Genomic DNA, 24319 nt, shown 5'->3' on the forward strand with positions numbered 1-24319 from the left:
TTGCGTGACGTAGAAGGAAGTACGGTCTCTTCCCCAGCGGCTCGACGCCACAGCCCGGGGTCTCCGGTCTGCTCCGACGCTATGCCGCAAGGTGAGATGAGCGGGGGGTAATCGGCCATTCTCGACACCACTCCGAGGTGTGACGCTGCTCTCCGCGCCACGCGCTTCTCGAACGTACGCGCCGTCCTGAGGCTCCTGGTGCCCCGGCCCCGCCCGCAAGAACCAGCGTCCGCCGCCCGGCCGCGGAGATGGTCCGCACACGCCGGGCGCAGGGCAGGGGCCACAGCACCCCCGCGAGCTATCGCGCTGATCACGCCACCAAGGCTATCGCTCCTCACCGGGGACCCGTCATGAGCCGTATGTGTACAAAACAGGGGGGAGAACTTTGACGTTCTGCACAGGGGTGGGAGGGGGCGGGGGGTGCAGGTGGGGTGTTACTGGGGCAGGAGGCTGGTGGGGGCTGGTGGGGGCCGAGGGGCGGAGGTCTGCGAGGGGTGCGGGGGGGCGCGGTGCCCGCTGGGGTGCAGGGGGCGCGGTCCCCGCGGTCCCCGCCAGGTGCAGGGGCGGAGCCCCGGACCAGGGTTCCTTCTCCGCGAACCGAGTCGGGCGGGCGATGCCCCGCCAGGGGCACGGGGGGCGGAGCCGCGTGAGGGGTGCACGGGCGAAGACCCGCCAGGGGCACGAGGGGCGGAGCCGCATGAGGGGTGCACGGGCGAAGACCCGCCAGGGGCACGAGGGGCGGAGCCGCATGAGGGGTGCAGGGGCGAAGCCTCGCCAGGGGCACAGGGGCGGAGCCGCGTGAGGGTGCAGGGGCCGAGCCCGCCAGGGGCACAGGGGCGAAGCCCCGGTGAGGGGTGCAGGGGACGCAGTCCCCGCCGGGGCCGGGGCGGAGCCCCGAGGAGGGTCACTTCTCCACCGACCGAGTCGGGTGGGCGGGAGGGCGAAGACCCGCCAGGGGCACGAGGGGCGACAGGGGCGGAGCCCCCGGGATGGGACGGGTAAGGGCGGCGGGGGCGAGACAAGTCGACGCCGCATCCCTCGGCGAGAGACCCTGAAAGCGCCCCACCTCTTGGCAAGGCCACCCCCGAGAGGCACGTTGCCAAGGAGAGCGCCCGCCCGAGAGGAGCCGCCCACCATGCCCGCGAAAATCCTCATCGTCACCGGCGACGCAGCCGAATCCCTGGAAGTCCTCTACCCCTACCAACGCCTGCGCGAGGAGGGCTACGAGGTCCACATCGCCGCCCCCACCCGCAAAAAGCTCCAGTTCGTCGTCCACGACTTCGAACCCGGCTTCGACACCTACACCGAGAAGCCCGGCTACACCTGGCCCGCCGACCTCGCCTTCTCCGAGGTCGACCCCGGCCAGTACGCCGCCATCGTCATCCCCGGCGGCCGCGCCCCCGAATACCTGCGCAACGACCCCGAACTCCGCAAGATCCTCAAGTCGTTCTTCGACGCGGACAAACCCGTCGCCCAGATCTGCCACGGCCCCCTGCTCACCGCCGCCGCAGACGCCCTCCGCGGCCGCCGCGTCACGGCGTACCCCGCCCTGGAGATCGACATGCAGGCGGCCGGCGCCACCTACCAGGACAGCGAGGCGGTGGTCGACGGCACCCTCGTCTCCTCCCGCGCCTGGCCCGACCACCCGGCCTGGATGCGCGAGTTCCTGACGGTCCTGCGCGCGAAGGCCCCGGCGATCTGATCCCACGGCCCCACAGGTGCGGCGCCTCGAGGACGCCGCACCCCAGGCCCGCGGCCCCACGTCACTTCACCTCGGACCCCCGGTCCCCGCGGCCCCGACCCCGACGCCACGCCACACCACACCACTGCACGGCACACCACGGCACGGCACGGCGCGGCACACCACGGCACCTCAGGCCGCCAGCCGCCCCGCGACCTCCACCGCCTCAGCCAGCGAATCCACCACCGGCACCCCCACCCCTTCGAGGCTGGCCCGGCTGTGCGACCCACCGGTGTACAGCACCGCCTGCACCCCGGCATGCAGCGCGGCCACCGCGTCATCGGCCGCGTCCCCGATCACCACCGTCCGCGACGGCTCCACCTCGGCCAGCGCGGCGAGATGCCGCACCATGTGCTCGGCCTTGCTCCCCCCGGACGGCCCGACCCGCCCGTCCACCCGCACGAAGTGCGGCTCGATCCCGAACCCCCGCACGACGGGGACCAGCTCCTCATGCACGTACATGCTCAACAGGGACTGGCTGTGGCCCGCCGACCGCCACCCCGCGAGCAGCTCCACCACCCCTTCGGTCAGCCCGCACCGCACCCGGTGCTCCGCGTAGTACCGGTGGAAGATCTCGTCCATGAGCTCCCACTCGGCGTCCGTCGGCAGCCTGCCGATCAGCCGCTCGTAGAACTTCGGCACCGGCACGCAGTACAGCGCCCGGTACTGCTCCAGCGTCAGCGGTTCCAGTCCCAGTTCCGCGAACGCCGCGTTGGTCGCCCCGATGATCGCGTCGTTGTCATTGAGCAGCGTCCCGTTCCAGTCCCAGACGATGTGCGCCGCCACCTGCTGCTTCCCCATGCCAGAAAACGTACCCGCCTCCACCGACAATCAAGAGCCGAAGCGATTCCGCACCCTCACCGGGCCCGGTCCCTCAGCCGCCGGCCCCCACCAGGTTCGGGATCTCCTGCGTGGCGAACCACAGCAGTTCGTGGTCCTCCGCCCCGTCCACCACGAACTGCGCGTCGTCGTCCCCGCCGTCCGCCGCCCCGAGCGCCTCCGCCGCCGCGGCCACGTCCGCCTCCGCGTCCCCCGCGTCGACGTGCACCGAGGCCGCCTTGGCGAGCAGCACGGCACCCGACACCCGCACCTCGCCGAGCGCCGCGGGATCCAGTCCCCGGTCGGGGTCGACCGCGGCCGCCCGGTCGGGCACGTCGACGGCGACCACGACCCGCCGGCGCGGCGCACCCGGGTCCGCCGCGAGCAGCCGCAGCGAGGCCAGCGCGGCCCGGCTCAGCGCCGCGTACTCCAGCTCCTCGATGTCGTCGGACAGGTACCACTCGCGCAACGCGGGCGTGACGGCGTACGCGACGAGCGGCCCGGACCCCAGTTCCCCCGTCTTGTGCGCCTCGGCGAGGCCGGGGAGGGTCAGGGGGACGTAGACGCGCATGGCGGGCCGCTCTTTCGTCGTCGGTTCTCGGGCCGGACGCTCCGCCCGGATGACCCTCAGGATACGTGCGGGCGTCCCCTTTCGTGGCCCTCCCCGCGCCTCGGAAAGCGTCCACCCCACGCCCCGGAATTCACCCCCCGCACCCCGCCGGCCGGGGCTTTTCCCTCCCCCGACCACCCTGATAGGTGAACTTCCCCGCACCTCGCCACACACTCTCCGCTCACTTGCCATCACGCACCGCAACCGCGTACAAGATCGACGACGGCAAGTTACCGACCGGTAGAAGGTCGCGTCGTCGCCCCATCCAGCCGATCGAACGGGGACACGATGAACAAGGTCATGACCAGGCTGCAGCACTCCCCGGGCACCCGCCCTCCGGGCCGCCGAGACCCCCGCCGCCCCGCAGGCACCCCACCCCGCACCCGCCAGACCCGCACCAGCCAGCCCTCCACCACCCAGCCCGCGTCCCCCCGGCCCTCCACCACCCAGCCCTCGACGACACAGCCCTCCAGGGCCCCGCGCCGCCCCGGCCAGGCCCCAGCGCCCCACCCGCACCCGGCCGCCCCACCCGCCACGGCACAGCCCCGGCCCCACACCCCCGCGCCGCCCACGGCCCCGGCCCCCGCCCGAAGCCCGCAGCGCCCACCGGCCCAGCCCCGCCCCACCGACCTCTTCGCCGACCGCCTGCTCGCGGTCCTCAGCGGCCGGCGCCCCGTCCACTCGATGCTCCGCCACACCCGGGGCCGCGCCTACGACGACCTCGCCGACCTCGCCGAACACGGCCCCCTGCGCGCCGCCCACGGCGTCAGCCCGACCGTCCGCGACATCGGCTACTACGTCCCCCGCCCCGGCGCGATCGAGGCCTTCGCCCGCATCGGCACCGGCGACCGGCTGCGCGCCATGGCCTTCCGCCTGGAACTCGGCACCGACCGCCGCTGGCGCTGCACGGCCGTGGAACTGGGCGGCCCCCGCAGGCCACACCCCCAGGACGACTGAAGCCCCGCACCGGCAGGCACGCGAAAGGGCCGGGCCACCCCAGGTGACCCGGCCCCTCGATCCGCCACGCGCCCCACGACACCGTCACCTCCGGCAACGGCCCCGCGGGCCCGCACAGCCGCTACTTCTTGCGGCGCCGCCCGGCCTTCGCCTGCTTGCGGCGCTCCGCGCGCGTGAGACCGTCGGCCTCGGAACGCACCGGCTCGTCGTCGGCGTCGAAGTCGCCCTCGATGGTGCCGCCCTCGCCGTCCACCGTCGGCGCGGAGAAGTGCAGGTTCCGCCGCTGCGGAGCGTCCAGCCCCTTGGCGCGGATCTCCGGACGCGCGCCCGCCTGCGCCGGCACCACGTCCTGCTTCTCCATGTCGACGGGCGTGACGTCCTCGACCGGAACCTCCTCGACCTGCTGCTCGACCTGGACCTCCAGGTTGAACAGGTAGCCGACGGACTCCTCCTTGATGCCGTCCATCATCGCGGCGAACATGTCGAAGCCCTCGCGCTGGTACTCGACCAGCGGGTCCTTCTGCGCCATCGCGCGCAGGCCGATGCCCTCCTGGAGGTAGTCCATCTCGTAGAGGTGCTCACGCCACTTGCGGTCCAGGACCGACAGCACGACCCGGCGCTCCAGCTCACGCATGATCTCCGAGCCGAGCTGCGTCTCCCGCGCCTCGTACTGCTCGTGGATGTCGTCCTTGATGGACTCGGAGATGAACTCGGCGGTCAGACCGGCCCGGTCACCGGCCGCCTCCTCCAGCTCGTCCACCGTGATCTTCACCGGGTACAGCTGCTTGAACGCGCCCCACAGCCGGTCCAGGTCCCAGTCCTCCGGGAAGCCCTCGGCGGTCTCCGCGGAGACGTACGCGTCGATCGTGTCGTCCATGAAGTGCTGGATCTGCTCGTGCAGGTCCTCGCCCTCCAGGACGCGGCGCCGCTCGCCGTAGATGACCTCACGCTGACGGTTGAGGACCTCGTCGTACTTCAGGACGTTCTTACGGGTCTCGAAGTTCTGCTGCTCGACCTGCGACTGCGCGGACGCGATCGCACGCGTGACCATCTTGTTCTCGATCGGCACGTCGTCCGGGACGTTCGCCATCGACATCACGCGCTCGACCATCTGCGCCTTGAACAGACGCATCAGGTCGTCACCCAGGGAGAGGTAGAAACGCGACTCGCCCGGGTCGCCCTGACGGCCGGAACGACCACGCAACTGGTTGTCGATACGACGCGACTCGTGCCGCTCGGTGCCCAGCACGTACAGGCCGCCGAGCTCCTCGACCTCGTCCTTCTCCGCCTTGACGGCCTGCTCGGCCTTCTCCAGAGCGGCCGGAAGCGCCGCGGCCCACTCCTCGATGTGCTCCTCAGGGTCCAGGCCGCGCTGGCGCAGCTCCGCCTCCGCGAGGTCCTCGGGGTTGCCGCCGAGCTTGATGTCCGTACCACGGCCGGCCATGTTCGTGGCCACCGTCACCGCACCCTTGCGGCCCGCCTGGGCCACGATCTGCGCCTCACGCTCGTGGTGCTTGGCGTTGAGCACCTCGTGCTGGATGCCGCGCTTGGACAGCTGCTGCGAGAGGTACTCCGACTTCTCGACGGACGTCGTGCCGACGAGGATCGGCTGGCCCTTCTCGTGCTTCTCGGCGATGTCGTCGACAACGGCCTCGAACTTGGCGACCTCGGTGCGGTAGATGAGGTCCGACTGGTCCTTGCGGATCATCGGCTTGTTCGTCGGGATCGGGACCACGCCGAGCTTGTAGATCTGGTGGAACTCGGCGGCCTCCGTCATCGCCGTACCGGTCATGCCGGACAGCTTGCCGTAGAGGCGGAAGAAGTTCTGCAGGGTGATCGTGGCGAGCGTCTGGTTCTCGTCCTTGATGTCCACCCCTTCCTTCGCCTCGATCGCCTGGTGCATGCCCTCGTTGTAGCGGCGGCCGGCGAGGATACGGCCCGTGTGCTCGTCGACGATCATGACCTCGCCGTCGATGACGACGTAGTCCTTGTCCTTCTTGAACAGTTCCTTCGCCTTGATGGCGTTGTTCAGGTAACCGACGAGCGGCGTGTTCACCGACTCGTAGAGGTTGTCGATGCCCAGCCAGTCCTCGACCTTGGAGACACCGGCCTCGTGGATCGCGACCGTGCGCTTCTTCTCGTCGACGTCGTAGTCGCCGGTCTCCTCGAGGCCCTTCAGCGGGTTGCCCGCCTCGCCCTTCTTCAGGCGCGTCACCAGCTTGGCGAAGTCGCCGTACCACTTGGTGGCCTGGTCGGCCGGACCGGAGATGATCAGCGGCGTACGGGCCTCGTCGACCAGGATGGAGTCGACCTCGTCGACGATGGCGAAGTTGTGGCCGCGCTGGACGAGCTCGTCCTTGGACCACGCCATGTTGTCGCGCAGATAGTCGAAACCGAACTCGTTGTTCGTGCCGTACGTGATGTCGCACAGGTACTGCTCGCGGCGCTGGGCCGGCGTCATGTTCGCCAGGATGCAGCCCACGCTCAGACCCAGGAACCGGTGGACGCGGCCCATCATCTCCGAGTCACGCTCGGCCAGATAGTCGTTCACCGTGATCAGGTGCACGCCGTCACCGGAAAGGGCGTTGAGATACGCGGGCAGCGTGCCGACGAGCGTCTTGCCCTCACCGGTCTTCATCTCGGCGACATAGCCGAGGTGCAGGGCGGCACCACCCATGAGCTGCACGTCGTAGTGACGCTGGCCCAGGACGCGCTTCGCGGCCTCGCGCACCGTCGCGAACGCCTCGGGCAGCAGGTCGTCCAGGCTCTCCCCATCGGCATACCGCTGCTTGTACTCATCGGTGAGAGCCCGCAGCTCGGCGTCGGAGAGGTCGACGAAGTCCTCTTCGATGGAGTTGACCTGGTCCGCGATGCGGTGCAGCTTGCGCAGGATTTTGCCTTCGCCTGCACGCATGATCTTCGAGAGGACGGACACGGGGGTTGGTCTCCTTGCCGGTCGGGCCTGGGACGGTCGGTTTCCATTTGACTTACTGAGCAACGGCCATCGTATGCGAGGACCCCGCCACGCCGGGAGGCCTGCCGTGACGAGGACCGCACACTGTCGCGCACACGCTTCAAAATCTTCCTCAAACAGGACAACGCCCGGCGCCCGCCGATAGTGCCGCCCGAGGCCACGAATTGCGCGAATCGTGATCACTCGCTCACGCCCCGCAAACCGATGGCGTCCACCCGCCGCGCCCCACCACAATCTCCCGATGGAACCCGTCACCCTCACCACCGACCGCCTGGTCCTGCGCCCCGTCGGCCCCCAGGACACCGATGCCGTCCTCGCCGCCGCCCAGGACCCCGACATCCAGCGCTGGACCACCCTCCCCTCCCCCTACCTCCCCGAACACGCCCGCGGCTTCACCGAGCAGATCGCCCCCGAAGGCTGGGCGGACGCCTCGATGTTCACCTTCGGCGTGTTCCTCCCCGACCACACCCTGACCGGCATGCTCGGCCTCACCATGCGCACCCTCGGCACCGCCGAGATCGGCTTCTGGGCCGCAAAGGAACACCGCGGCCGCGGCTACATCACCGAGGCCACCCTCACCGCCGCCCGCTGGGCCTTCACCCACCTCGCCGTCGACCGCGTCGAATGGCGCGCCGAAGTGGGCAACACCGCCTCCCGCGCGGTCGCCCAACACGCCGGCTTCACCCTCGAAGGCACCCTCCGCTCCGCCCTCAACAACAAGGGCGTACGCCGGGACTGCTGGGTCGCCTCCCTGCTCCCCTCCGACCTGGGCCTGCCCTCGGCAGCCCCCTACCTGCCGTCCCCCACCGTCCCCGCCGACGACTGACGTCACACCGCCACCGTCGGACACCCGCCGAGCCCTCCACGGGAAAACCCCAGCTCACCGCGGACTGTCAGTCCCACGCCCTATCGTGCGAGCCATGACGACCCCGCGCCCCGCCACCGAGCTCTCCGCAGACGAAGCCCGCCGGATCGCCCTGCGCGCCCAGGGCTTCCTCGGCACCCCCGACCGCAAGGCCGGCGTCCGCGGAATCCTCCGCCACCTCGGCGCGGTCCAGCTCGACACCATCTCCGTCCTCGCCCGCTCCCACGAACTGATCCCCTACGCCCGCCTGGGCGCCGTGGGCCGCAGGACGGTGGAGGACGCCTACTGGACGCCCGGCTCCGCCGACACGCCTGCGGCACGACCCCACGCCTTCGAGTACTGGTCCCACGCCGCCTGCATCCTCCCCATCGAGGAATGGCCCCACTTCGCCTTCCGCCGCCGCGCCTACCGCAACCGCCCCCACTGGAACCACGACCTCCCCGAGGGCACCTACGACCAGGTCGTCAAACAGCTGCGCGCCGAAGGCCCCCTCACCGCCACCGAATTGGGCGGCGCGAAGAAGACCAGCGAATGGTGGGACTGGTCCGGCACCAAGGTCGCCGTGGAACGCGCCCTCATGTACGGCGAAGTGGTCTGCGTACAGCGCCGCGGCTGGAAGCGCGTCTACGACCTCGCCGAACGCGCCGTCCCCGCCGACCTGCTGCACGACGAGCTGGACGACACCGAATGCCTGCGCCGCCTGGTCCGCCTGGCCGGCCAGTCCCTCGGCGTCGGCACCCGCGCGGACATCGCCGACTACCACCGCATCAAGGGCGACCAGGTGGACGCGGTGATCGCCGACTCGGGCCTGGTCCCGGTCACGGTCGAGGGCTGGTCCAAGCCCGCCTGGGCCGACCCGGAGGCGCTCAGCACACCCCCGCGCGGCCGCCACCGCACCACACTCCTGTCCCCCTTCGACTCCCTGATCTGGGAGCGGGCGCGCACCGAACGGATCTTCGGCTTCACCCACCGCCTGGAGGCCTACGTCCCCAAGCCCAAGCGGATCTACGGGTACTTCGCCATGCCGGTCCTGGCCGGCGGCCGGCTCGTCGGCCGCGTGGACCCCGCCAGGGAAGGCCGCACCCTGGTGGCCCGACAGGTCACCCTGGGCAGCGCCAAGGCCGTCCCCGCGGTGGCGGAGGCACTGGTCGAGGCGGCGAGCTGGGTGGACTGCACGGACGTACGGGTGGAACGGGTGGACGCCCCGGAGCTGCGCGATCCCCTCATCCAGGAGATCACCCGCGCCCTGGTCACCGCCCTGCGCTGACCCGGCTGACCGGCATCACCCGCCTCACCTGCCACCGGGCGCGCCGGGTTCACCGGATCTCGAGGATCTTCTCCCGCATCGCGTAGACCACCGCCTCCATCCTGGAGTGCAGCTGCAGCTTCTCCAGGATGTTGCGCACATGGTTCTTCACGGTGTTCTCGGAGATGAACAACTCCTTGGCGATGTCCCGGTTGTTCATCCCCGTGGCGACCAGCTTGAGGACCTCCAGCTCACGGTCCGTCAGCCGCGGCGCGGGCACCAGCCGGCGCTCGTCGGTCCGCTGGATCATCGACTTGAACTCGGTGAGCAGCTTCGACGCCATCGACGGGCTGATCTGCGACTGCCCGTCGGCGACCGCCCGGATCGCGGTGGCGACCTCGTCCGTCGAGATCTCCTTGAGGAGGTAGCCGGTCGCGCCCGCCTTGATCGCGTCGTAGAGGTCGGCCTCCTCGTCGCTGATCGTCAGCATGATGATCTTCGCGCTGGGGGCGACCTCCTTGATGGAGGTGCACGCCTCGATACCGCCGCGCTTGGGCATCCGCACGTCCATCAGCACGATGTCCGGCAGCAGATCGGCCGCCTTGTCCACGGCCTCCGCGCCGTCCCCGGCCTCACCGACGACCTGGATGTCCTCCTCGGCCGCGAGCACGATCTCCAGTCCCCGGCGGAACAGGGCGTGGTCGTCCACGACAAGGACTCTGATCGGCTCCTTGCGTGAGGTGCCCGCGTCCGGGCCCATGCCGACGACGCCGCCGTCGGCATCCTCGTCCCGCATCGGTCCGAAGCTGTCCGCCATCGTTCCTCCCCCTGCAGGCTGTGGCCGTGGTCCTGAGCCATCGCCAACCCAAGGCAACGGCCCACCGATTGGGCCGCCCTGGCCATGATTCCATGCTTGGACGACAACACGGTGACAGAGCGACGCCCCGGGGGGTCGCACACGGGTGCCCCTGGGGGCGCACACCGCGCTCCAGGGGCACACCGCTCAGCTGTCACCGGGCCGGGTCACCCACCCAGCGCGCCACCCGCCTCGGGGGAGTGCGCCTGGGCGACCATCGGGTCCGTGTCGAGATGGATCACGCCGTAGTCGTAGGCGTGGCGCCGGTACACGACGCTCGGCTGCTTGGTCTCGGAGTCGACGAACAGATAGAAGTCGTGGCCGACCAGTTCCATCTCGTAGAGGGCCTGGTCGAGAGTCATCGGAGCGGCGACGTGGGTCTTCTCGCGGACCACGAGGGGGCCGTCACCCTGCACCTCCAGCGAACCGATCTTCTTGGTCGGCACGCTGTCCGACGCTTCGGCGGAAACGGGGTGTCCGTTGCCGTTGAGCGTCGCCACGCCCGGGACGTGGTCGGGAACCTCCGCCGCGCTGAGCCGGCGCGCGCCGCGGCGCGTGTAACGCTTGTCGTGCTGCTTGCGCAGCTGGGCGTCCAGCTTCTCCGCCGCCAGATCGAGTGCCGCATACGGGTCGCTGGCCGCTGCCTCCGCCCGGATCACAGGGCCACGGGAGCGGAGCGTGATCTCCACCCGGTCGCACCGGTCGGCCTGTCGGGGGTTGGGCTCCTTGGACACCTCGACGTCGAGGCTGATCACCTTGCCGTCGAGCTTCTGGATCTTCTCCAGCTTCAGCTTCTCGGCCACGTGCTTGCGGAACCGCTCGGGCACCTCGGTCTTGCGGCCCTTGACGACGATGTCCACGCAGAACTCCGTTCCCGGATCACTCCGCCTCAGTGCGGAGCGTCTCCCTCTTGCACCAGGTTCCGGTGAGCACCGGAACCTCGGACTTGGTGACTTCCACCTCCTCCTCCCCCATCGGCGAGATCTACACCCCAGGTGCCGCGGATGATTACCGAAACCGCAGCACGGCATTCGGATATGAGAGGTGTGGCCTGCGGCTTTCCCTCACAACCGAACATATCTCGCCCGGACGGATGTCGTCACCCTCTACTGCGGCGTACCTCCGTTCAGGTGAATTGGCCCTCTCATTACCTGCAACGACCCAAGTTCTCAGTCAGTTCCGGTTTATTACGAAGGAATCCGGAGGCGCCGCGACCACGGCCGCGCAGAGCACCTCCCCGCCACGACCCACGCCCGCACCTCCCTTCCTCGCCCGGGACGGCCGTACCTCTCTGCCTTCCCGACTGAGACCCTCGTACACGGCCGACACGCCGGAACCCTCCCCGGCCGCCCCCTCCACCCACCCGGGCTCCCCCGCCGCGCCGACGCGCCGGCACGCGCGCCCCGGGCGCCCCGCACGCCCCGCCCGTTCCACCGCCGTAGCCGCCCGCACCGCACGCGCCGCCTCCGCGAGCGAGGCACCCGTCGTCACCAGGTCGTCGACGAGCACCACCGGACCACGGCACAACAAGCGGCCGGCGCCGGGCACCACCGCCAGCGCCCCCACCAGGTTGTCCAGCCGCTCACGCGAGGTGAGCCCCGCCTGATCGGCCACCGCCCGCCGCTGCCGCAGCACCGCCGCCACCCGCACCCGCACCCCGGCCCGCCGCAGCTCACCGGCGGCAGCGAACGCGATGCGCCGCGCGGGATCGTGGCCACGAGCGCGGGTGGCGGCGGGGGCGGAGGGGACGGGGACGAGCAGGATGTCGGGCGGGGGCGGGGACAGGGACGGGGACGGTGGTGGTGGTAGTGCGTTTCCGGGGGGTGGGGGGCCCTCCCCCTCCCCCACCCTCCCCAACCCCACCCACACCGCCCCCGCCAACGCCGCCCCCAACGGTCGCGTCAGCGCCAGCCCGCCGCGTTCCTTGTGTGCCAGCAGCACGGCCCGTACCTCGTCCGCGTACCGTGCCGCCGCGTGAACGGCGGGCAGCCCGGCCGGCTCGGGCACCGGGCGGACCCGGCGCGGCGGGTGTCCGTCGAGTGCGGCACGGCACCGCGGGCAGAGCACCGTGCGGGCCCGTCCGCAGCCCGCGCACTCGGTCGGCAGTACCAGGCCGGCGAGTTCCTGCCACCAGTCGCGAACGCCTTCCACGTGCACCACTGTGCCGGGAGGCGAACGGGTCGGCCACCCCTGTGGAAAACCATGCGGACCGGCCTGTGGAAAACCCGTCGGTAAGTTCTGGCGAGGGGTGAGTCGGGGCGGGAAAGGAAGCAGCCCGGCCGGATAAATCAGTTGAGCGCCCCGGTCTGGGCCATTGGAAGGATCACCCCGGATAAAAGGCGGCCGAGGCGGTTTCCTTCAGGGTTCGCCAGCCGCTCCCGCCGGGCAGCCACAGCAGCCCCTCCTTGGAGGTCGCGAAGAGGGGCGCCTCGCTGTCCTCGGAGGCGGCGATGCTGGTGACCTCCGTGAGGCCGGGCAGGGTCCCGGACTCTGGAATCGAGCCGTCGCACTGCACGTACTGCACCTGTTCGACTCCGCCGGACTCCTGCCCGACCACCACGAGCCGGCTGTCCCCGGCCCAGGACACGGCCGTGACCTGCTCCAACTCGGGTGTCGCGGAGCGCAGTTCCTGCACGGACACGGCCGGCTGGTCCCCGCTGCCCGCGGAGCGTTCGATCCGCCCGATGAGCAGGGACTGCTTGTCGTCCTTGTCCACGACGAGCGCGATCCGCACCCCGTCGGCGGCCACCCGTACGGCGTTGATACGGCCGTCGAGTCGCGGTGTGAGCACCTCGACGGGCTGTCCCCCGCCCTTCTGCAGCAGGAGCAGCCGGGGGTCGGCGGTGTTGCGGTCGGCCACCCACAGGTCGCCCTGGGCGTCCCAGGTGGGGGTGGTGAGCCGGTCGTCCTCGGTCTTGCCCGCGCTGGTCAGGACGGGTTCGCCGAGGGAGCCGCTGGGCACGGTGGAGGCGACGTAGAGGGCCTTGCCGTCTAGGGAGACTCCGGCGGCGCTGTGCTCGTCGCGGGCCACGGCCACCGAGCGGACGGGTTTGGTGCCGTCGCCGAACGCGCCGGGGACGGGGTCGGCCTTGGCGTTGCCGCCCACGCTGCCGGCCATGCGGACGAGCTGGTGGTGGCCGTCGATGAAGTAGAGGTAGTCGGGGTGGGTCTCGCTGCCGCGCGCGGCGACGGCCGCGGCTTTCTCCTCGCTGAGGGAGCACAGCTGTCGGCCGCCCGCCCGCAGGGCGATCTCGTCGACGGTGGGGTTGAGGCTCTGCAGGGTGAACAGCAGCTGGGCGGCCATCTCGTCGCACTTGCTCTGCCCGATGCGGGCCGCCTTGTCGTTGAGCGGCACGGTGAGCTTGTTCTGGTCGTCGGGCGTGAGCGCGGTGGTGCCCTTCTTCAGCGCCGTGCCGGTGGGGAAGCTGGAGCGGACGACGGGGCGCAGCCAGCTGGTGGGTCCGTTGAGGAGGGAGCGGACCATCTGGGTCATGGCGTCGACGCGTTCGCGTACGTAGACGGGGTCGGCGACCGCCATGGGCTGTCCGGAGGTGGCGGAGGTGGTGTGGGAGGCGAAGTAGTACTTGTTGACGGACATGAAGTTGCGCTGGAAGTCCGACTTGCCCATGACGACGCCCTGGGGGAGCGCGTCGATGCGCCACTGTTCGGTCTTCTTGTCGCGTGTGAGGTGGACCGTCTGGTGGTAGCCGCCGGAGGCGGGGGCGTACGACTGCTGGGCGTCGACGGCGGCGACCTTGGTGCCGGTCAGGGTGAACGAGTAGTCGTCGCTCTCCTCCCGGCCGCCCGACCGGTCTGCTTCGGTGCCGGGGCCGTCGGCCAGGACGGTGGTGGACCGTTCCGGTTCCCAGTTCTGGGCGGCCCTGGTGGTCAGGTACTGCCGTGCCGTGGAGTAGCTGGGGTCGTCGCTGGTCAGTGCTTCGAGGAAGCCCTGGACGATTTCGGAGGGCGGTGCGTCGTCGCGGGGCGGCATGGCGAAGACCCGTACCTGGGTGTCCTGGCGGGGTGTGGACTCGACGCCGCGCAGGTCGCCGCTGTCGGGCATGGAGGCGCATCCGGCCAGCAGTACGGCGCCACAGGCGGCGTACGCCACCGCGCGCGCCGGCGTGCGCCGGGCGCCCCCCTCGCGGTCAGCGGCCACGGAATGCCTCCCCTTGTTCGTCCGGGCCCTGCGGTCCGGCGTCCGGCCGGTCCGGGGCGTCCCTGTGTGCCGTGTCGCGGTGTCCGGTGTCTCGGTGTCCGGTGTCGGTGCGTTCCGCGGTGGTGTCACGGGCCGGTTCGTCCGGGCGCCGGGGGCCCGAGGCGGGCCGGGGCACCACACGGGCGCCGTTGCCGGGCAGTGCGGTCGGGTCGGCCGTGGGGGCCACGCTGGCCATGCGGGGGGTGAGCGGGGCTCGTGCGGGCGAGAGCTGCTCTCCGGGCGTCTGTACGGGCACGGTGGCGCTCTTCTCGCCGTTCCGGCCGGCCTGGGCGGGGTCGTCGAGTCCGCGGTTGCGCCGGGAGTCCTTGGGTTCCAGGGGGATCGGCGAGCCTCGCAGCGGTTCGTCGGCGGTGCGGGGCAGGGTGAGGCGGAACTGTGAGCCGCCGCCGGGTTCGCCCCAGGCCTGCAGCCAGCCGCCGTGCAGCCGTGCGTCCTCCAGGGCGATGGACAGGCCGAGGCCGGTACCGCCGGTGGTACGCGCGCGTGCCGGGTCGGCGCGCCAGAAGCGGCTGAAGACGCGGGTGGCCTCGCCGGGCTTGAGTCCGACGCCGTAGTCGCGCACGGCGACCGCGACGGCGCCGCCGGCGGCGGCCAGTTTGACGACGACGTCCTTGCCCTCGCCGTGTTCCACGGCGTTGACGACGAGGTTGCGCAGGACGCGCTCGACGCGCCGGGCGTCGGCTTCGGCGACGACGGGCTGCTGGTCGCCGAGCACGCGTATGGTCGTGCTCTTGCGGTCGGCGAGGGGCGCGGCCCCGCTGACGACACGCCGTACGACCTCGCGCAGGTCGATGGGCTCGGCCTCCAGTGCGGCGGCGCCGGCGTCGAAGCGGCTGATCTCCAGCAGGTCGGCGAGCAGCGACTCGAACCGGTCGAGCTGGTCGGCGAGGAGTTCCGCGGACCGGGCGGTGACGGGGTCGAAGTCCTCGCGTGCCTCGTGGATGACGTCGGCGGCCATCCGCACGGTGGTCAACGGCGTCCGCAGCTCGTGCGAGACGTCGGAGACGAACCGTCGCTGCATCCGTGACAGGTCCTCCAGTTGCTGGATCTTCAGCTGGAGGTTCTGGGCCATCTTGTTGAAGGCCTCGCCGAGTCGGGCGATGTCGTCCTCGCCGGTGACCTTCATCCGTTCCTGCAGCCGCCCCGCGGACAGCCGCTCGGCGATTCCGGCGGCCATCCGTACGGGGGTGACGACCTGCCGTACGACGAGCCAGGCGATCGCGCCGAGGAGTACGACGACGAAGAGCCCCGCGGTCGCGAGGGTGCCCTTGACGAGGCTGAGCGACTTCTCCTCCTGGGTGAGCGGGAAGAGGTAGTACAGCTCGTAGGGGTCGCCGTTGGGGTCGTTGAGCTGTTTGCCGATGACGAGGGCCGGCTGGGACTCCTTGTCGTTGCTGTACAGGATGCGGGAGTAGCTCTGGGCGGCTGTGGGGTTGGTGTTGACCCGTGCGCGCAGGGCCTCGGGGACGCTCTTGTTGGGGTCGACGTAGCCGGATGCGCGGGGTCCGCGTCCGCCGCCGCTGTCGTCGCCCGGGGGCAGGGTGACCACGTCGAAGGCGCCCTGGCCGCCGCTGGACAGCGACGACACGAGTTCGCTCATCCATTCGATGACGTTCTGGGAGGAGCGGCCGTCGACCGCGGTCCCGGCGTCGGCTCCGGCGCCCGCGGCTTCGTCGGCCTTCTGTTTGGCGACGGCGAATCCGCCGGTGGCCTGGCTCTGGGAGGCCTTGACCTTGGCGTCGAGCAGCCCGTTGCGCACCTGCCCGATGACGACGAAGCCCAGCAGCAGGACGACGCCCAGCGACATCAGCAGGGTGGTGACGACGACCTTGAGCTGGATGTTGCGCCGCCACAGCCGCATGACGGGCAGCAGCGGCCGGCGCACCCAGCGCAGCAGCAGCCGCAGGACGGGGCTGCCCTGCATGCCGCCCTGCAGCAGTCCGCCCTCGAGGAGGCGTCCGAAGCGTGAACCCGTCGTCCTGCGGCCGACAGGCCGCTCCGACCGGGCCCCGGACCGGCCGGGGGCCGAAGCGGCACTGTGCCCGAACATGTCAGCTCGGCCCGGCCTTGTAACCGACGCCACGGACGGTCACCACGATCTCCGGCCGCTCCGGGTCCTTCTCGACCTTGGAGCGCAGCCGCTGGACGTGCACGTTGACCAGGCGGGTGTCGGCGGCGTGCCGGTAGCCCCACACCTGTTCGAGCAACACCTCGCGCGTGAACACCTGCCACGGCTTGCGCGCCAGCGCGACCAGCAGGTCGAACTCCAGCGGCGTCAGCGCGATGGACTGCCCGTCCCGCTTCACGGAGTGCCCGGCCACGTCGATGACGAGGTCGCCGATGGCCAGCTGCTCCGGCGCCGGCTCCTCCGACCTGCGCAGCCGCGCCCGGATGCGGGCGACGAGCTCCTTCGGCTTGAACGGCTTCACGATGTAGTCGTCGGCGCCGGACTCCAGCCCGACGACCACGTCGACGGTGTCGCTCTTCGCCGTGAGCATCACGATCGGCACCCCGGACTCCGCCCGGATCAGACGGCACACCTCGATGCCGTCCCGCCCGGGCAGCATCAGGTCCAGCAGCACCAGGTCGGGTTTCGCCTCCCGGAAAGCGGCCAGCGCCTTGTCGCCGTCGGCTACGAAAGACGGCTCAAAACCTTCACCACGCAGCACAATGCCGAGCATCTCGGCCAGTGCGGTGTCGTCGTCGACGACAAGGACTCGTCCCTTCATAAACGACATCATCCCATTCTCATAACAGTGAAGGTGGCGCAGGTGAGCAGGGTCACCGGCCAGTGACCATAGCCGCAGGGGACCGTCACTGTCTGCCCTCACCGGCAGACGGTGATCTCGAGGGGCTCAGGCACTCGCCCCGGAGCGCGCCCGCGCGCAGAGTTCGGCCAGTCCCTCGGCCGTCACCGGCGACACGACGCCCTCCTCGGTCACGATCGCCGTCACCAGTTCCGGCGGGGTCACGTCGAACGCCGGGTTGTACGCCGTGGTCCCCAGGGGCGCCACCGGAATCCCGCCACCCGCTCCCGTCACCGGCGCGTGCGGTGCGGCCACCTCGGTCACCTCGAACCCGGCGCGCTGCTCGACCTCGATCGACGCCCCGTTCGGTGTGTCCGGATCCACCGTCGTCACCGGCGCCACCACGATGAACGGCACATGGTGGTACCGCGCCAGCACCGCGAGCGGATAGCTCCCCACCTTGTTCGCCACCGAACCGTCGGCCGCGATGCGGTCCGCCCCGATCAGCACGGCGTCCACCTCTCCCGCCGAGAACAGCGAGCCCGCCGCGTTGTCCGTCAGCAGGGTGTACGCCATGCCGCTGCGGGCCGCCTCGTACGCCGTCAGGCGGGCGCCCTGCAGCAGCGGACGCGTCTCGTCCACCCACAGCCGCCGAAGCCGCCCCACCCGGTGCGCGGCCAGCGCCACGGCGAACGCCGTGCCCTCCCCGCCGGACACCAGCGAGCCGGTGTTGCAGTGGGTGAGGATCCGGTGCCCGCCGCCGGGCAGCAGCTCGTCGAGGAGCGCCAGCCCGTGCCCGGCCATCCGGGCGCTGGCCTCGGCGTCCTCCCGGTGCAGCCGCCGCGCCGCGGCCAGCGCCGCCAGCGCGCTCTGCGCCGGATCACCTCCTCTGGCCAGCTCCGCCCGGTACGCGGAGCGAGCCCGCCCCACACCGACGGACAGGTTCACCGCGGTGGGCCGTGCCCCGGCCAGCGCGGTGGCCGCCTCGTCCACGTCGAACCCCCGCGCGGCGGCGAGGGCGACGCCGTACGCCCCGGCGATGCCGAGCAGCGGCGCTCCGCGCACCGCGAGCGAACGGATCGCCTCCACCAGCGCCGACGCGTCCGTACAGACCAGTTCGACCTCCTCGGCCGGAAGCCTCGTCTGGTCCAGAAGCACCAGCACAGGGCCTTCGGGTGGCTCCTCCCAACGGATCACCGGTATCTCGGCCGGTCGCTTGTCCTCACCGGATTGCGCGTACTGATCAGCCATGCGGTCAGTCTGCCCGCTGTCCGGCCGACAATTGAAGGTGTACAGCGCCTACCGCGGCCGGTCTCCCCAAGACCGCCCCATGGCACGATGGCTGCCAACCTGCCGCCGCGACCGCGGACGGGCACCGTGAAGGAGCGACGATGAAAGACACTCCGGGCTGGGCCTCGCCCGGATCCGCCCCGTCCGACGGACAGGAGCCCGGCGCGTCCGACCCCGCCGACCGGCCCGCCGAGCCGCAGCCCGCGAACCAGCCGGACGCGCATCCGCCGAGCCCCGGCCCGAAGTGGTCCGAGGAGCAGCCGCCACCCGGCCAGTGGTCCGCGCCCGCAGGCCCCCGGAACCCGGCCCAGACCCCGCCGCCCCCGCCGCCCGGCCCGGGCTGGGGCGGCCCTCCGGCGCCCGGCGCCGGACACGGCGGCGCTCCCCCCGTCCACCCCGGCTACGGCGGCCATCCGGGACAGGGCGCCTACCCGGGCCCGGGCGGCCACCCCGGCTATGGCGGGTATCCCGGCTGGGGCAACGGCTGGGGCGGCCCCCCGCCCGCCGCGAAGCCCGGTGTGATCCCGCTGCGCCCGCTCGGCGTGGGCGAGATCCTCGACGGCGCGGTCGCCACCATGCGCACCTACTGGCGCACGGTCCTGGGCATCTCGCTGACCGTCGCGATCGTCACCGAGATCGTCGTCGTCCTGCTGCAGGGCCTGGTCCTGGACAACACCACGGACACCTCCGCCCTCGGCGACCCGAGCGCCACCGTCGACGAACAGACCCGCGCCATGGGCGACCTCCTGCTCGACTCCGGCGTCGTCGTCCTGATCACCCTGATCGGCACCATCTTCGCGACCGCCCTGCTCACGGCCGTCACCAGCCGCGCCGTCCTCGGCAAGCCGGTCAGCCTCCGGGACGCCTGGCGCGACGCCCGTCCCCGGGTGCCCAGGCTGTTCGGCCTGATCTTCCTGCTGCTGTTCATCGCGGGGGCCGTGGGCGCCGCGGGCGCGCTGCCGGGCGTCCTCGTGAGCGTGGCCGGGGCCGGAGCGGCGGGGACCGCGCTCTCCGTGCTGGGCAGCCTCGGCGCCGCCTTCGTCGCCCTGTGGCTGCTGGTCCGCTTCTCCCTCGCATCGCCCGCACTGATGCTGGAGAAGCAGGGCATCACCAAGGCGATGCGCCGTTCCGTGAAGCTCGTCCGCGGCTCCTGGTGGCGGGTCTTCGGCATCCAGCTGCTCGCCATGATCATCGCCAACCTCGTCGCGACGATCATCGTCGTCCCCTTCGCCCTCGCGGGCGCGGCGTTCAGTGACAGCGGCCTCAGCGGTCTCGCCGACGGCACCGGCGGCACCGGCTGGACCTACCTGATCGTCACCGGCATCGGCTCGGTGATCGGCTCCATGATCACGTTCCCCATCACGGCCGGAGTCGTCGCACTCCTCTACATCGACCAGCGCATCCGCCGCGAGGCCCTCGACCTCGATCTGGCCCGCGCCGCAGGCGTGCAGGGCTACGGCGCCCCCGAACCCGGCACCACCCCGGGGAGCTGATGCGGTGAGCCTGACGGGGGGAGTCCTCACCGCACTACCACTCCCGGGCGGCACCACCCCACCTGTGCCGCCCGGCTCGGCCGACCCGGCCCCCATGGCACTGTCCCGTGCCGCCGGGCCGGCCCTGGACGTCTGGTCGCGGATCAGCCACGCCGCCGTCCACGCCCTGCGGCGGGCCACCGACGGCTCCCTGCCCTCGACGGTCCGCGCCGACGACCTGCCACCGCTGACCGTCCCCCGCGACCCCGCGCGGGAGGCCGCCCGGCGCGAACTGTCCAAACGCCTGTACCACGAGAACGACCCCAGCCTCCTCCAGCGCGCCCTGGACACCCTCTGGGGCTGGATCGGCGACCTGTTCGACAGCGCGTCCGCCGCGACGCCCGGCGGCACACTCGGCGTGCTGGTGGTCATCGCGGCCGTCGTGGCCGTCGTGGGCGCCCTGTGGTGGCGCCTGGGCACCCCCCACCGCCACACCGCCTCCGCCGCCACCCTGTTCGACGACCGGCCCCGCAACGCCGCCGAACACCGCGCGGCCGCCGCGGCACACGCCGCCCAGGGCCACTGGACCCAGGCCGTCCAGGAACGCATGCGCGCCATCGTCCGCTCCCTCGAGGAACGCGCCCTCCTCGACACCCGCCCCGGCCGCACCGCCGACGAGGCAGCCGCGGCAGCCGGCCGCACCCTGCCCTCCCACGCCGACCGGCTGCGCGCCGCCGCCCGCGAGTTCGACGACCTGACATACGGCGGCCGCAGCGCGACCGAGCAGGCGTACCACCGCATCGCCGACCTCGACCTGGACCTGGAACGCACCAAGCCCCGCCTCACCGCGACCAGCACACCCGAACCGGCCCCCACCAGCCGCCGGGGAGCCGCCGAATGACCACCGAGGCCACCCTCCCGTCCACCTCGGCCTCGCCCACCGCCCGCCACTTGTGGACCCGCGCGCGAGGACTCGCGCTCGCCTTCACGCTCCTCCTGGCAGGTGCCGTCGCGCTCGCCACACTCCAGTCCGGCACCCGGCACGGCACCCTCGACCCACGCTCCGCCGACCCCCACGGCAGCCGAGCCGTCGCCGAACTCCTCGCCGACCGCGGTGTATCCACCCACGTCGTCACCACCCTCGCCGAGGCCCGCACCGCCACCGGCCCCGACACCACCCTCCTGGTCGCCTCCCCCGACCTCCTGACGGCACGACAGCAGAAGGAACTGCACTCCGCCACCGCCGACTCCGGCGGCCGCACCGTCCTCGTCGCCCCCGGTATCTGGTCCGTGAGCACCCTCGCCCCCGGCGTCACCGCACACCCGGCCACCAGCGAAGGCGCCGCCCTCGCCCCCGACTGCGACCTGCCCGCCGCCCGACGCGCCGGCACCGCGGAAACCGGCGGCGTCCGCTACAGCACCAGCCACCCCGACGCCGACGAGTGCTACCCCAGCCGGCGCCTGGCCACCCTGCTGCGCATCCCGGACACCTCCGGAAACGGCGACACCGTCATCCTCGGCACGCCCAACCTCCTCTACAACACCCGGCTCGACCGGCAGGGCAACGCCTCGCTCGCCCTCCAACTCCTCGGCTCCCGCCCCCATCTGACCTGGTACCTCCCCTCGCTCTCCGACACCACCGCCACCGACCCGGACGACCAGCAGGGCCTCTTCGACCTGCTGCCCTCCGGCTGGCTCTGGGGCACACTGCAGCTCTTCGTCGCGGCAGCCCTCGCCGCCCTCTGGCGGGCACGCCGACTCGGCCCGCTCGTCCCCGAAAAACTCCCCGTGGCGATCCGCGCCTCCGAAACCGTCGAAGGCCGCGCCCGCCTCTACCGCAAGGCCGACGCCCGCGACCGCGCGGCCGCCGCTCTTCGCTCCACCACCCGCACCCGCCTCGCCCCTCTCGTAGGCGTCCCCGTCGCCCAGGCACACGCGCCCGAAGCACTCGTCCCCGCCCTGTCCGCACACCTCCGCGGCGACGGACAGCCCCTGCACTCCCTTCTCTTCGGCCCGCCGCCCGGCGACGACACCGCCCTGATCGCACTCGCCGACCAACTCGACACCCTCGAAAGAGAGGTACGCCGTCCATGATGGACCCGACCACCGACAACGCCGGGAACACCGGGGAGCCGGGCCGCGCCCGCGCCTCCCTGGAGGCTCTGCGCGCCGAGATCTCCAAGGCCGTGGTCGGCCAGGACCCCGCCGTGACCGGCCTCGTCGTCGCCCTCCTCTGCCGCGGACACGTTCTCCTTGAAGGAGTCCCCGGAGTGGCCAAAACGTTGCTCGTCCGCGCCCTCGCCTCCGCCCTCGAACTCGACACCAAACGCGTCCAGTTCACCCCCGACCTCATGCCGAGCGACGTCACCGGCTCCCTCGTCTACGACGCCCGCACCGCCGAGTTCTCCTTCCAGCCGGGCCCGGTCTTCACCAACCTCCTCCTCGCCGACGAGATCAACCGCACCCCGCCCAAGACCCAGTCCTCCCTCCTCGAAGCGATGGAGGAGCGCCAGGTCACCGTCGACGGCACGCCACGCCCGCTCCCCGACCCGTTCCTCGTCGCCGCGACCCAGAACCCCGTCGAGTACGAGGGCACCTACCCCCTCCCCGAAGCCCAACTGGACCGCTTCCTCCTCAAACTGACGATCCCTCTGCCCACCCGCCAGGAGGAGATCGACGTCCTCACCCGCCACGCCGAGGGCTTCGACCCACGCGACCTCCACGCCGCCGGTGTCCGCCCCGTAGCGGGCCCCGCCGACCTCGAGGCAGCCCGCGCAGCCGTCGCCAAGACCACCATCTCCCCCGAGATCACGGCCTACGTCGTCGACATCTGCCGCGCCACCCGCGAATCCCCCTCCCTCACCCTGGGCGTCTCCCCCCGCGGCGCGACGGCGCTCCTCGCCACCTCCCGCGCCTGGGCATGGCTCACCGGCCGCGACTACGTCATCCCCGACGACGTCAAAGCCCTCGCCCTGCCCACCCTCCGCCACCGCGTCCAACTCCGCCCGGAGGCCGAAATGGAAGGCGTGACGGCCGACTCCGTCATCAACGCGATCCTGACCCACGTCCCCGTCCCCCGCTGATGGCACTCACCGGACGCGCCGCCCTCCTCGCGGCCCTCGGCGCCCTCCCCGTCGGCATCTGGGAACCCGGCTGGACGGGCATCCTCGCCGTCAACGCCCCCCTGGCCCTGGCCTGCGCCTGCGACTACGCCCTGGCAGCCCCCGTACGCCGCCTGCGCCTGACCCGCTCCGGCGACACCACCGCCCGCCTCGGCGAAACCGCAGACGTCACCCTCACCCTCACCAACCCCTCCCGTCGCCCCCTGCGCGCCCAGCTCCGCGACGCATGGCCCCCCAGCAGCTGGCAGGCCGGCACGGAAACCGAGGCCTCCCGCCACCGCCTGACCGTCCCCGCCGGCGAACGCCGTCGCGTCACGACCCGTCTGCGCCCCACCCGTCGCGGCGACCGCCAGGCCGACCGCGTCACCATCCGCTCCTACGGCCCCCTCGGCCTCCTCTCCCGCCAAGGCACCCACCGGGTCCCCTGGACGGTACGCGTCCTGCCCCCCTTCACCAGCCGCAAGCACCTCCCCGCCAAACTGGCCCGCCTCCGCGAACTCGACGGCCGCACCAGCGTCCTGACCCGCGGCGAAGGCACCGAATTCGACAGCCTGCGCGCATACGTCCCCGGCGACGACACCCGCTCCATCGACTGGCGCGCAACCGCCCGCCACTCCACGGTCGCAGTCCGCACCTGGCGCCCCGAACGCGACCGCCACATCCTCCTGGTCCTCGACACCGGCCGCACCTCCGCGGGCCGTGTCGGCGACGCCCCCCGCCTCGACGCCGCCATGGACGCGGCCCTGCTCCTGGCCGCCCTCGCATCCCGCGCCGGCGACCGCGTCGACCTCCTCGCATACGACCGCCGGGTACGCGCCCTCGTGCAGGGCCGCACGGCCCGCGACGTCCTGCCCGCCCTGGTCAACGCCATGGCCACCCTCGAACCCGAACTGGTCGAGACGGACGCCCGCACCCTCGCCGCGACGGCGCTGCGCACGGCCCCCCGCCACTGTCTGATCGTCCTGCTGACCACCCTCGACACGGCCCCGATGGAGGAAGGCCTCCTCCCCGTCCTGCCGCAGCTCACCCAGCGCCACAGCGTCCTGGTGGCCTCGGTCGCCGACCCCCACATCGCCGGCATGGCCATCTCCCGCGGCACCACCGAAGCCGTCTACGACGCCGCAGCCGCCGCCCAGGCCCAGGCGGAACGCCATCGCACCGCCGACAAACTCCGCCGGCACGGAGTCATGGTGGTGGACGCGATCCCCGACGAACTCGCCCCCGCACTCGCGGATGCCTACCTGGCTCTGAAAGCAGCGGGGCGTCTGTGACCATGCGAAAAATACAGGGCCTTATACAGGTCCTGAACGCAGAAAACCCCCGCACCATACGGTGCGGGGGTCTCCCGGAATGATTGTTCGGCGGTGTCCTACTCTCCCACAGGGTCCCCCCTGCAGTACC

General features: G+C 71.8%; 19 protein-coding genes. 9 read left to right on the top strand and 10 right to left on the bottom strand.

Annotated features, from left to right (window positions below; all coding sequences use genetic code 11):
- Positions 1-1135: 1135 nt before the first annotated feature.
- Complete coding sequence (locus ACFY30_RS35770) at positions 1136-1702, top strand: DJ-1/PfpI family protein (protein ID WP_390849296.1); 567 nt, start codon at positions 1136-1138, stop codon at positions 1700-1702.
- A gap of 171 nt (positions 1703-1873) precedes the next feature.
- On the opposite strand, the gene ACFY30_RS35775 is transcribed toward ACFY30_RS35770, so the two are convergent.
- Together ACFY30_RS35775 and ACFY30_RS35780 are read right to left on the bottom strand one after the other, a co-directional pair.
- Positions 1874-2542 carry an HAD family hydrolase gene (locus ACFY30_RS35775; protein WP_390660256.1) on the bottom strand — a complete coding sequence of 223 codons (669 nt, stop codon included), beginning with the start codon at positions 2540-2542 and terminating at the stop codon, positions 1874-1876.
- 73 nt (positions 2543-2615) lie between these two features.
- Positions 2616-3131 carry a DUF6912 family protein gene (locus ACFY30_RS35780; protein WP_390849297.1) on the bottom strand — a complete coding sequence of 172 codons (516 nt, stop codon included), beginning with the start codon at positions 3129-3131 and terminating at the stop codon, positions 2616-2618.
- 327 nt (positions 3132-3458) lie between these two features.
- Here ACFY30_RS35780 and ACFY30_RS35785 point away from each other — a divergent pair, with 327 nt between their 5' ends.
- Entirely contained in the window at positions 3459-4127 is a 669-nt protein-coding gene (locus ACFY30_RS35785; protein ID WP_390849298.1) for an Rv3235 family protein, read from the top strand.
- Between the two features lie 121 nt (positions 4128-4248).
- On the opposite strand, the gene secA is transcribed toward ACFY30_RS35785, so the two are convergent.
- Positions 4249-7062, bottom strand: coding sequence for a preprotein translocase subunit SecA (secA, locus tag ACFY30_RS35790; RefSeq protein WP_390849299.1), 2814 nt, complete (start codon positions 7060-7062; stop codon positions 4249-4251).
- A 280-nt stretch (positions 7063-7342) separates the two neighbouring features.
- On the opposite strand from secA, the gene ACFY30_RS35795 reads away from it, so the two are divergent.
- Both ACFY30_RS35795 and ACFY30_RS35800 read left to right on the top strand, forming a co-directional pair.
- Entirely contained in the window at positions 7343-7927 is a 585-nt protein-coding gene (locus tag ACFY30_RS35795; protein ID WP_390849300.1) for a GNAT family N-acetyltransferase, read from the top strand.
- Positions 7928-8021: 94 nt separating this feature from the next.
- Entirely contained in the window at positions 8022-9233 is a 1212-nt protein-coding gene (locus ACFY30_RS35800; RefSeq protein ID WP_390849301.1) for a winged helix-turn-helix domain-containing protein, read from the top strand.
- Positions 9234-9282: 49 nt separating this feature from the next.
- On the opposite strand, the gene ACFY30_RS35805 is transcribed toward ACFY30_RS35800, so the two are convergent.
- From ACFY30_RS35805 to mtnA, 7 genes are all read right to left on the bottom strand, one after another.
- Positions 9283-10029 (bottom strand): response regulator, encoded by a 747-nt coding sequence (locus tag ACFY30_RS35805; RefSeq protein WP_390660262.1) that lies wholly within the window; start codon positions 10027-10029, stop codon positions 9283-9285.
- Positions 10030-10235: 206 nt separating this feature from the next.
- Complete coding sequence (gene hpf / locus ACFY30_RS35810; RefSeq protein WP_390660263.1) at positions 10236-10928, bottom strand: ribosome hibernation-promoting factor, HPF/YfiA family; 693 nt, start codon at positions 10926-10928, stop codon at positions 10236-10238.
- Positions 10929-11241: 313 nt separating this feature from the next.
- Positions 11242-12219 (bottom strand): ComF family protein, encoded by a 978-nt coding sequence (locus tag ACFY30_RS35815; RefSeq protein ID WP_390849303.1) that lies wholly within the window; start codon positions 12217-12219, stop codon positions 11242-11244.
- 172 nt (positions 12220-12391) lie between these two features.
- Entirely contained in the window at positions 12392-14227 is a 1836-nt protein-coding gene (locus ACFY30_RS35820) for an LpqB family beta-propeller domain-containing protein (RefSeq protein ID WP_390849304.1), read from the bottom strand.
- Positions 14217-16337, bottom strand: coding sequence for an MtrAB system histidine kinase MtrB (gene mtrB / locus ACFY30_RS35825; protein ID WP_390849305.1), 2121 nt, complete (start codon positions 16335-16337; stop codon positions 14217-14219). Before mtrB ends, ACFY30_RS35820 begins: the two co-directional genes overlap by 11 nt.
- Position 16338: 1 nt before the next feature.
- Entirely contained in the window at positions 16339-17028 is a 690-nt protein-coding gene (mtrA, locus tag ACFY30_RS35830) for a two-component system response regulator MtrA (RefSeq protein ID WP_187283109.1), read from the bottom strand.
- A 114-nt stretch (positions 17029-17142) separates the two neighbouring features.
- Complete coding sequence (gene mtnA / locus ACFY30_RS35835) at positions 17143-18285, bottom strand: S-methyl-5-thioribose-1-phosphate isomerase (RefSeq protein WP_390849306.1); 1143 nt, start codon at positions 18283-18285, stop codon at positions 17143-17145.
- 140 nt (positions 18286-18425) lie between these two features.
- Here mtnA and ACFY30_RS35840 point away from each other — a divergent pair, with 140 nt between their 5' ends.
- The 5 genes from ACFY30_RS35840 to ACFY30_RS35860 all read left to right on the top strand — a co-directional run bounded on the left by ACFY30_RS35840 (position 18426) and on the right by ACFY30_RS35860 (position 24189).
- Complete coding sequence (locus ACFY30_RS35840; RefSeq protein WP_390849307.1) at positions 18426-19817, top strand: glycerophosphoryl diester phosphodiesterase membrane domain-containing protein; 1392 nt, start codon at positions 18426-18428, stop codon at positions 19815-19817.
- 94 nt (positions 19818-19911) lie between these two features.
- Positions 19912-20697, top strand: coding sequence for a DUF4129 domain-containing protein (locus ACFY30_RS35845; protein ID WP_390849308.1), 786 nt, complete (start codon positions 19912-19914; stop codon positions 20695-20697).
- A complete protein-coding gene (locus ACFY30_RS35850; protein ID WP_390849309.1) occupies positions 20694-21890 on the top strand; it encodes a DUF4350 domain-containing protein in 1197 nt (398 codons plus the stop codon). The genes ACFY30_RS35845 and ACFY30_RS35850 overlap by 4 nt, the downstream gene beginning before the upstream one ends.
- A complete protein-coding gene (locus ACFY30_RS35855) occupies positions 21890-22879 on the top strand; it encodes an AAA family ATPase (protein ID WP_390849318.1) in 990 nt (329 codons plus the stop codon). Before ACFY30_RS35850 ends, ACFY30_RS35855 begins: the two co-directional genes overlap by 1 nt.
- Positions 22879-24189: a DUF58 domain-containing protein gene (locus ACFY30_RS35860; RefSeq protein WP_390849310.1), complete on the top strand. Its 1311-nt coding sequence runs from the start codon at positions 22879-22881 to the stop codon at positions 24187-24189. The genes ACFY30_RS35855 and ACFY30_RS35860 overlap by 1 nt, the downstream gene beginning before the upstream one ends.
- The last annotated feature ends 130 nt before the right edge of the window (positions 24190-24319 follow it).

It is taken from the genome of Streptomyces sp. NPDC000345, assembly GCF_042898825.1.
Lineage (GTDB): Bacteria > Actinomycetota > Actinomycetes > Streptomycetales > Streptomycetaceae > Streptomyces.

Excerpts from the sequence above, each read along its gene's own strand:
- ACFY30_RS35770 (WP_390849296.1), top strand. The coding sequence starts at position 1,136 with ATGCCCGCGAAAATCCTCATCGTCACCGGCGACGCAGCCGAATCCCTG.
- mtnA (WP_390849306.1), bottom strand. The coding sequence starts at position 18,285 with ATGGCTGATCAGTACGCGCAATCCGGTGAGGACAAGCGACCGGCCGAG.
- mtrA (WP_187283109.1), bottom strand. The coding sequence starts at position 17,028 with ATGATGTCGTTTATGAAGGGACGAGTCCTTGTCGTCGACGACGACACC.
- ACFY30_RS35845 (WP_390849308.1), top strand. The coding sequence starts at position 19,912 with ATGGCACTGTCCCGTGCCGCCGGGCCGGCCCTGGACGTCTGGTCGCGG.
- ACFY30_RS35780 (WP_390849297.1), bottom strand. The coding sequence starts at position 3,131 with ATGCGCGTCTACGTCCCCCTGACCCTCCCCGGCCTCGCCGAGGCGCAC.
- ACFY30_RS35850 (WP_390849309.1), top strand. The coding sequence starts at position 20,694 with ATGACCACCGAGGCCACCCTCCCGTCCACCTCGGCCTCGCCCACCGCC.
- ACFY30_RS35840 (WP_390849307.1), top strand. The coding sequence starts at position 18,426 with ATGAAAGACACTCCGGGCTGGGCCTCGCCCGGATCCGCCCCGTCCGAC.
- mtrB (WP_390849305.1), bottom strand. The coding sequence starts at position 16,337 with ATGTTCGGGCACAGTGCCGCTTCGGCCCCCGGCCGGTCCGGGGCCCGG.
- ACFY30_RS35800 (WP_390849301.1), top strand. The coding sequence starts at position 8,022 with ATGACGACCCCGCGCCCCGCCACCGAGCTCTCCGCAGACGAAGCCCGC.
- ACFY30_RS35785 (WP_390849298.1), top strand. The coding sequence starts at position 3,459 with ATGAACAAGGTCATGACCAGGCTGCAGCACTCCCCGGGCACCCGCCCT.
- ACFY30_RS35860 (WP_390849310.1), top strand. The coding sequence starts at position 22,879 with ATGGCACTCACCGGACGCGCCGCCCTCCTCGCGGCCCTCGGCGCCCTC.
- ACFY30_RS35795 (WP_390849300.1), top strand. The coding sequence starts at position 7,343 with ATGGAACCCGTCACCCTCACCACCGACCGCCTGGTCCTGCGCCCCGTC.
- ACFY30_RS35805 (WP_390660262.1), bottom strand. The coding sequence starts at position 10,029 with ATGGCGGACAGCTTCGGACCGATGCGGGACGAGGATGCCGACGGCGGC.
- ACFY30_RS35855 (WP_390849318.1), top strand. The coding sequence starts at position 21,890 with ATGGACCCGACCACCGACAACGCCGGGAACACCGGGGAGCCGGGCCGC.
- ACFY30_RS35775 (WP_390660256.1), bottom strand. The coding sequence starts at position 2,542 with ATGGGGAAGCAGCAGGTGGCGGCGCACATCGTCTGGGACTGGAACGGG.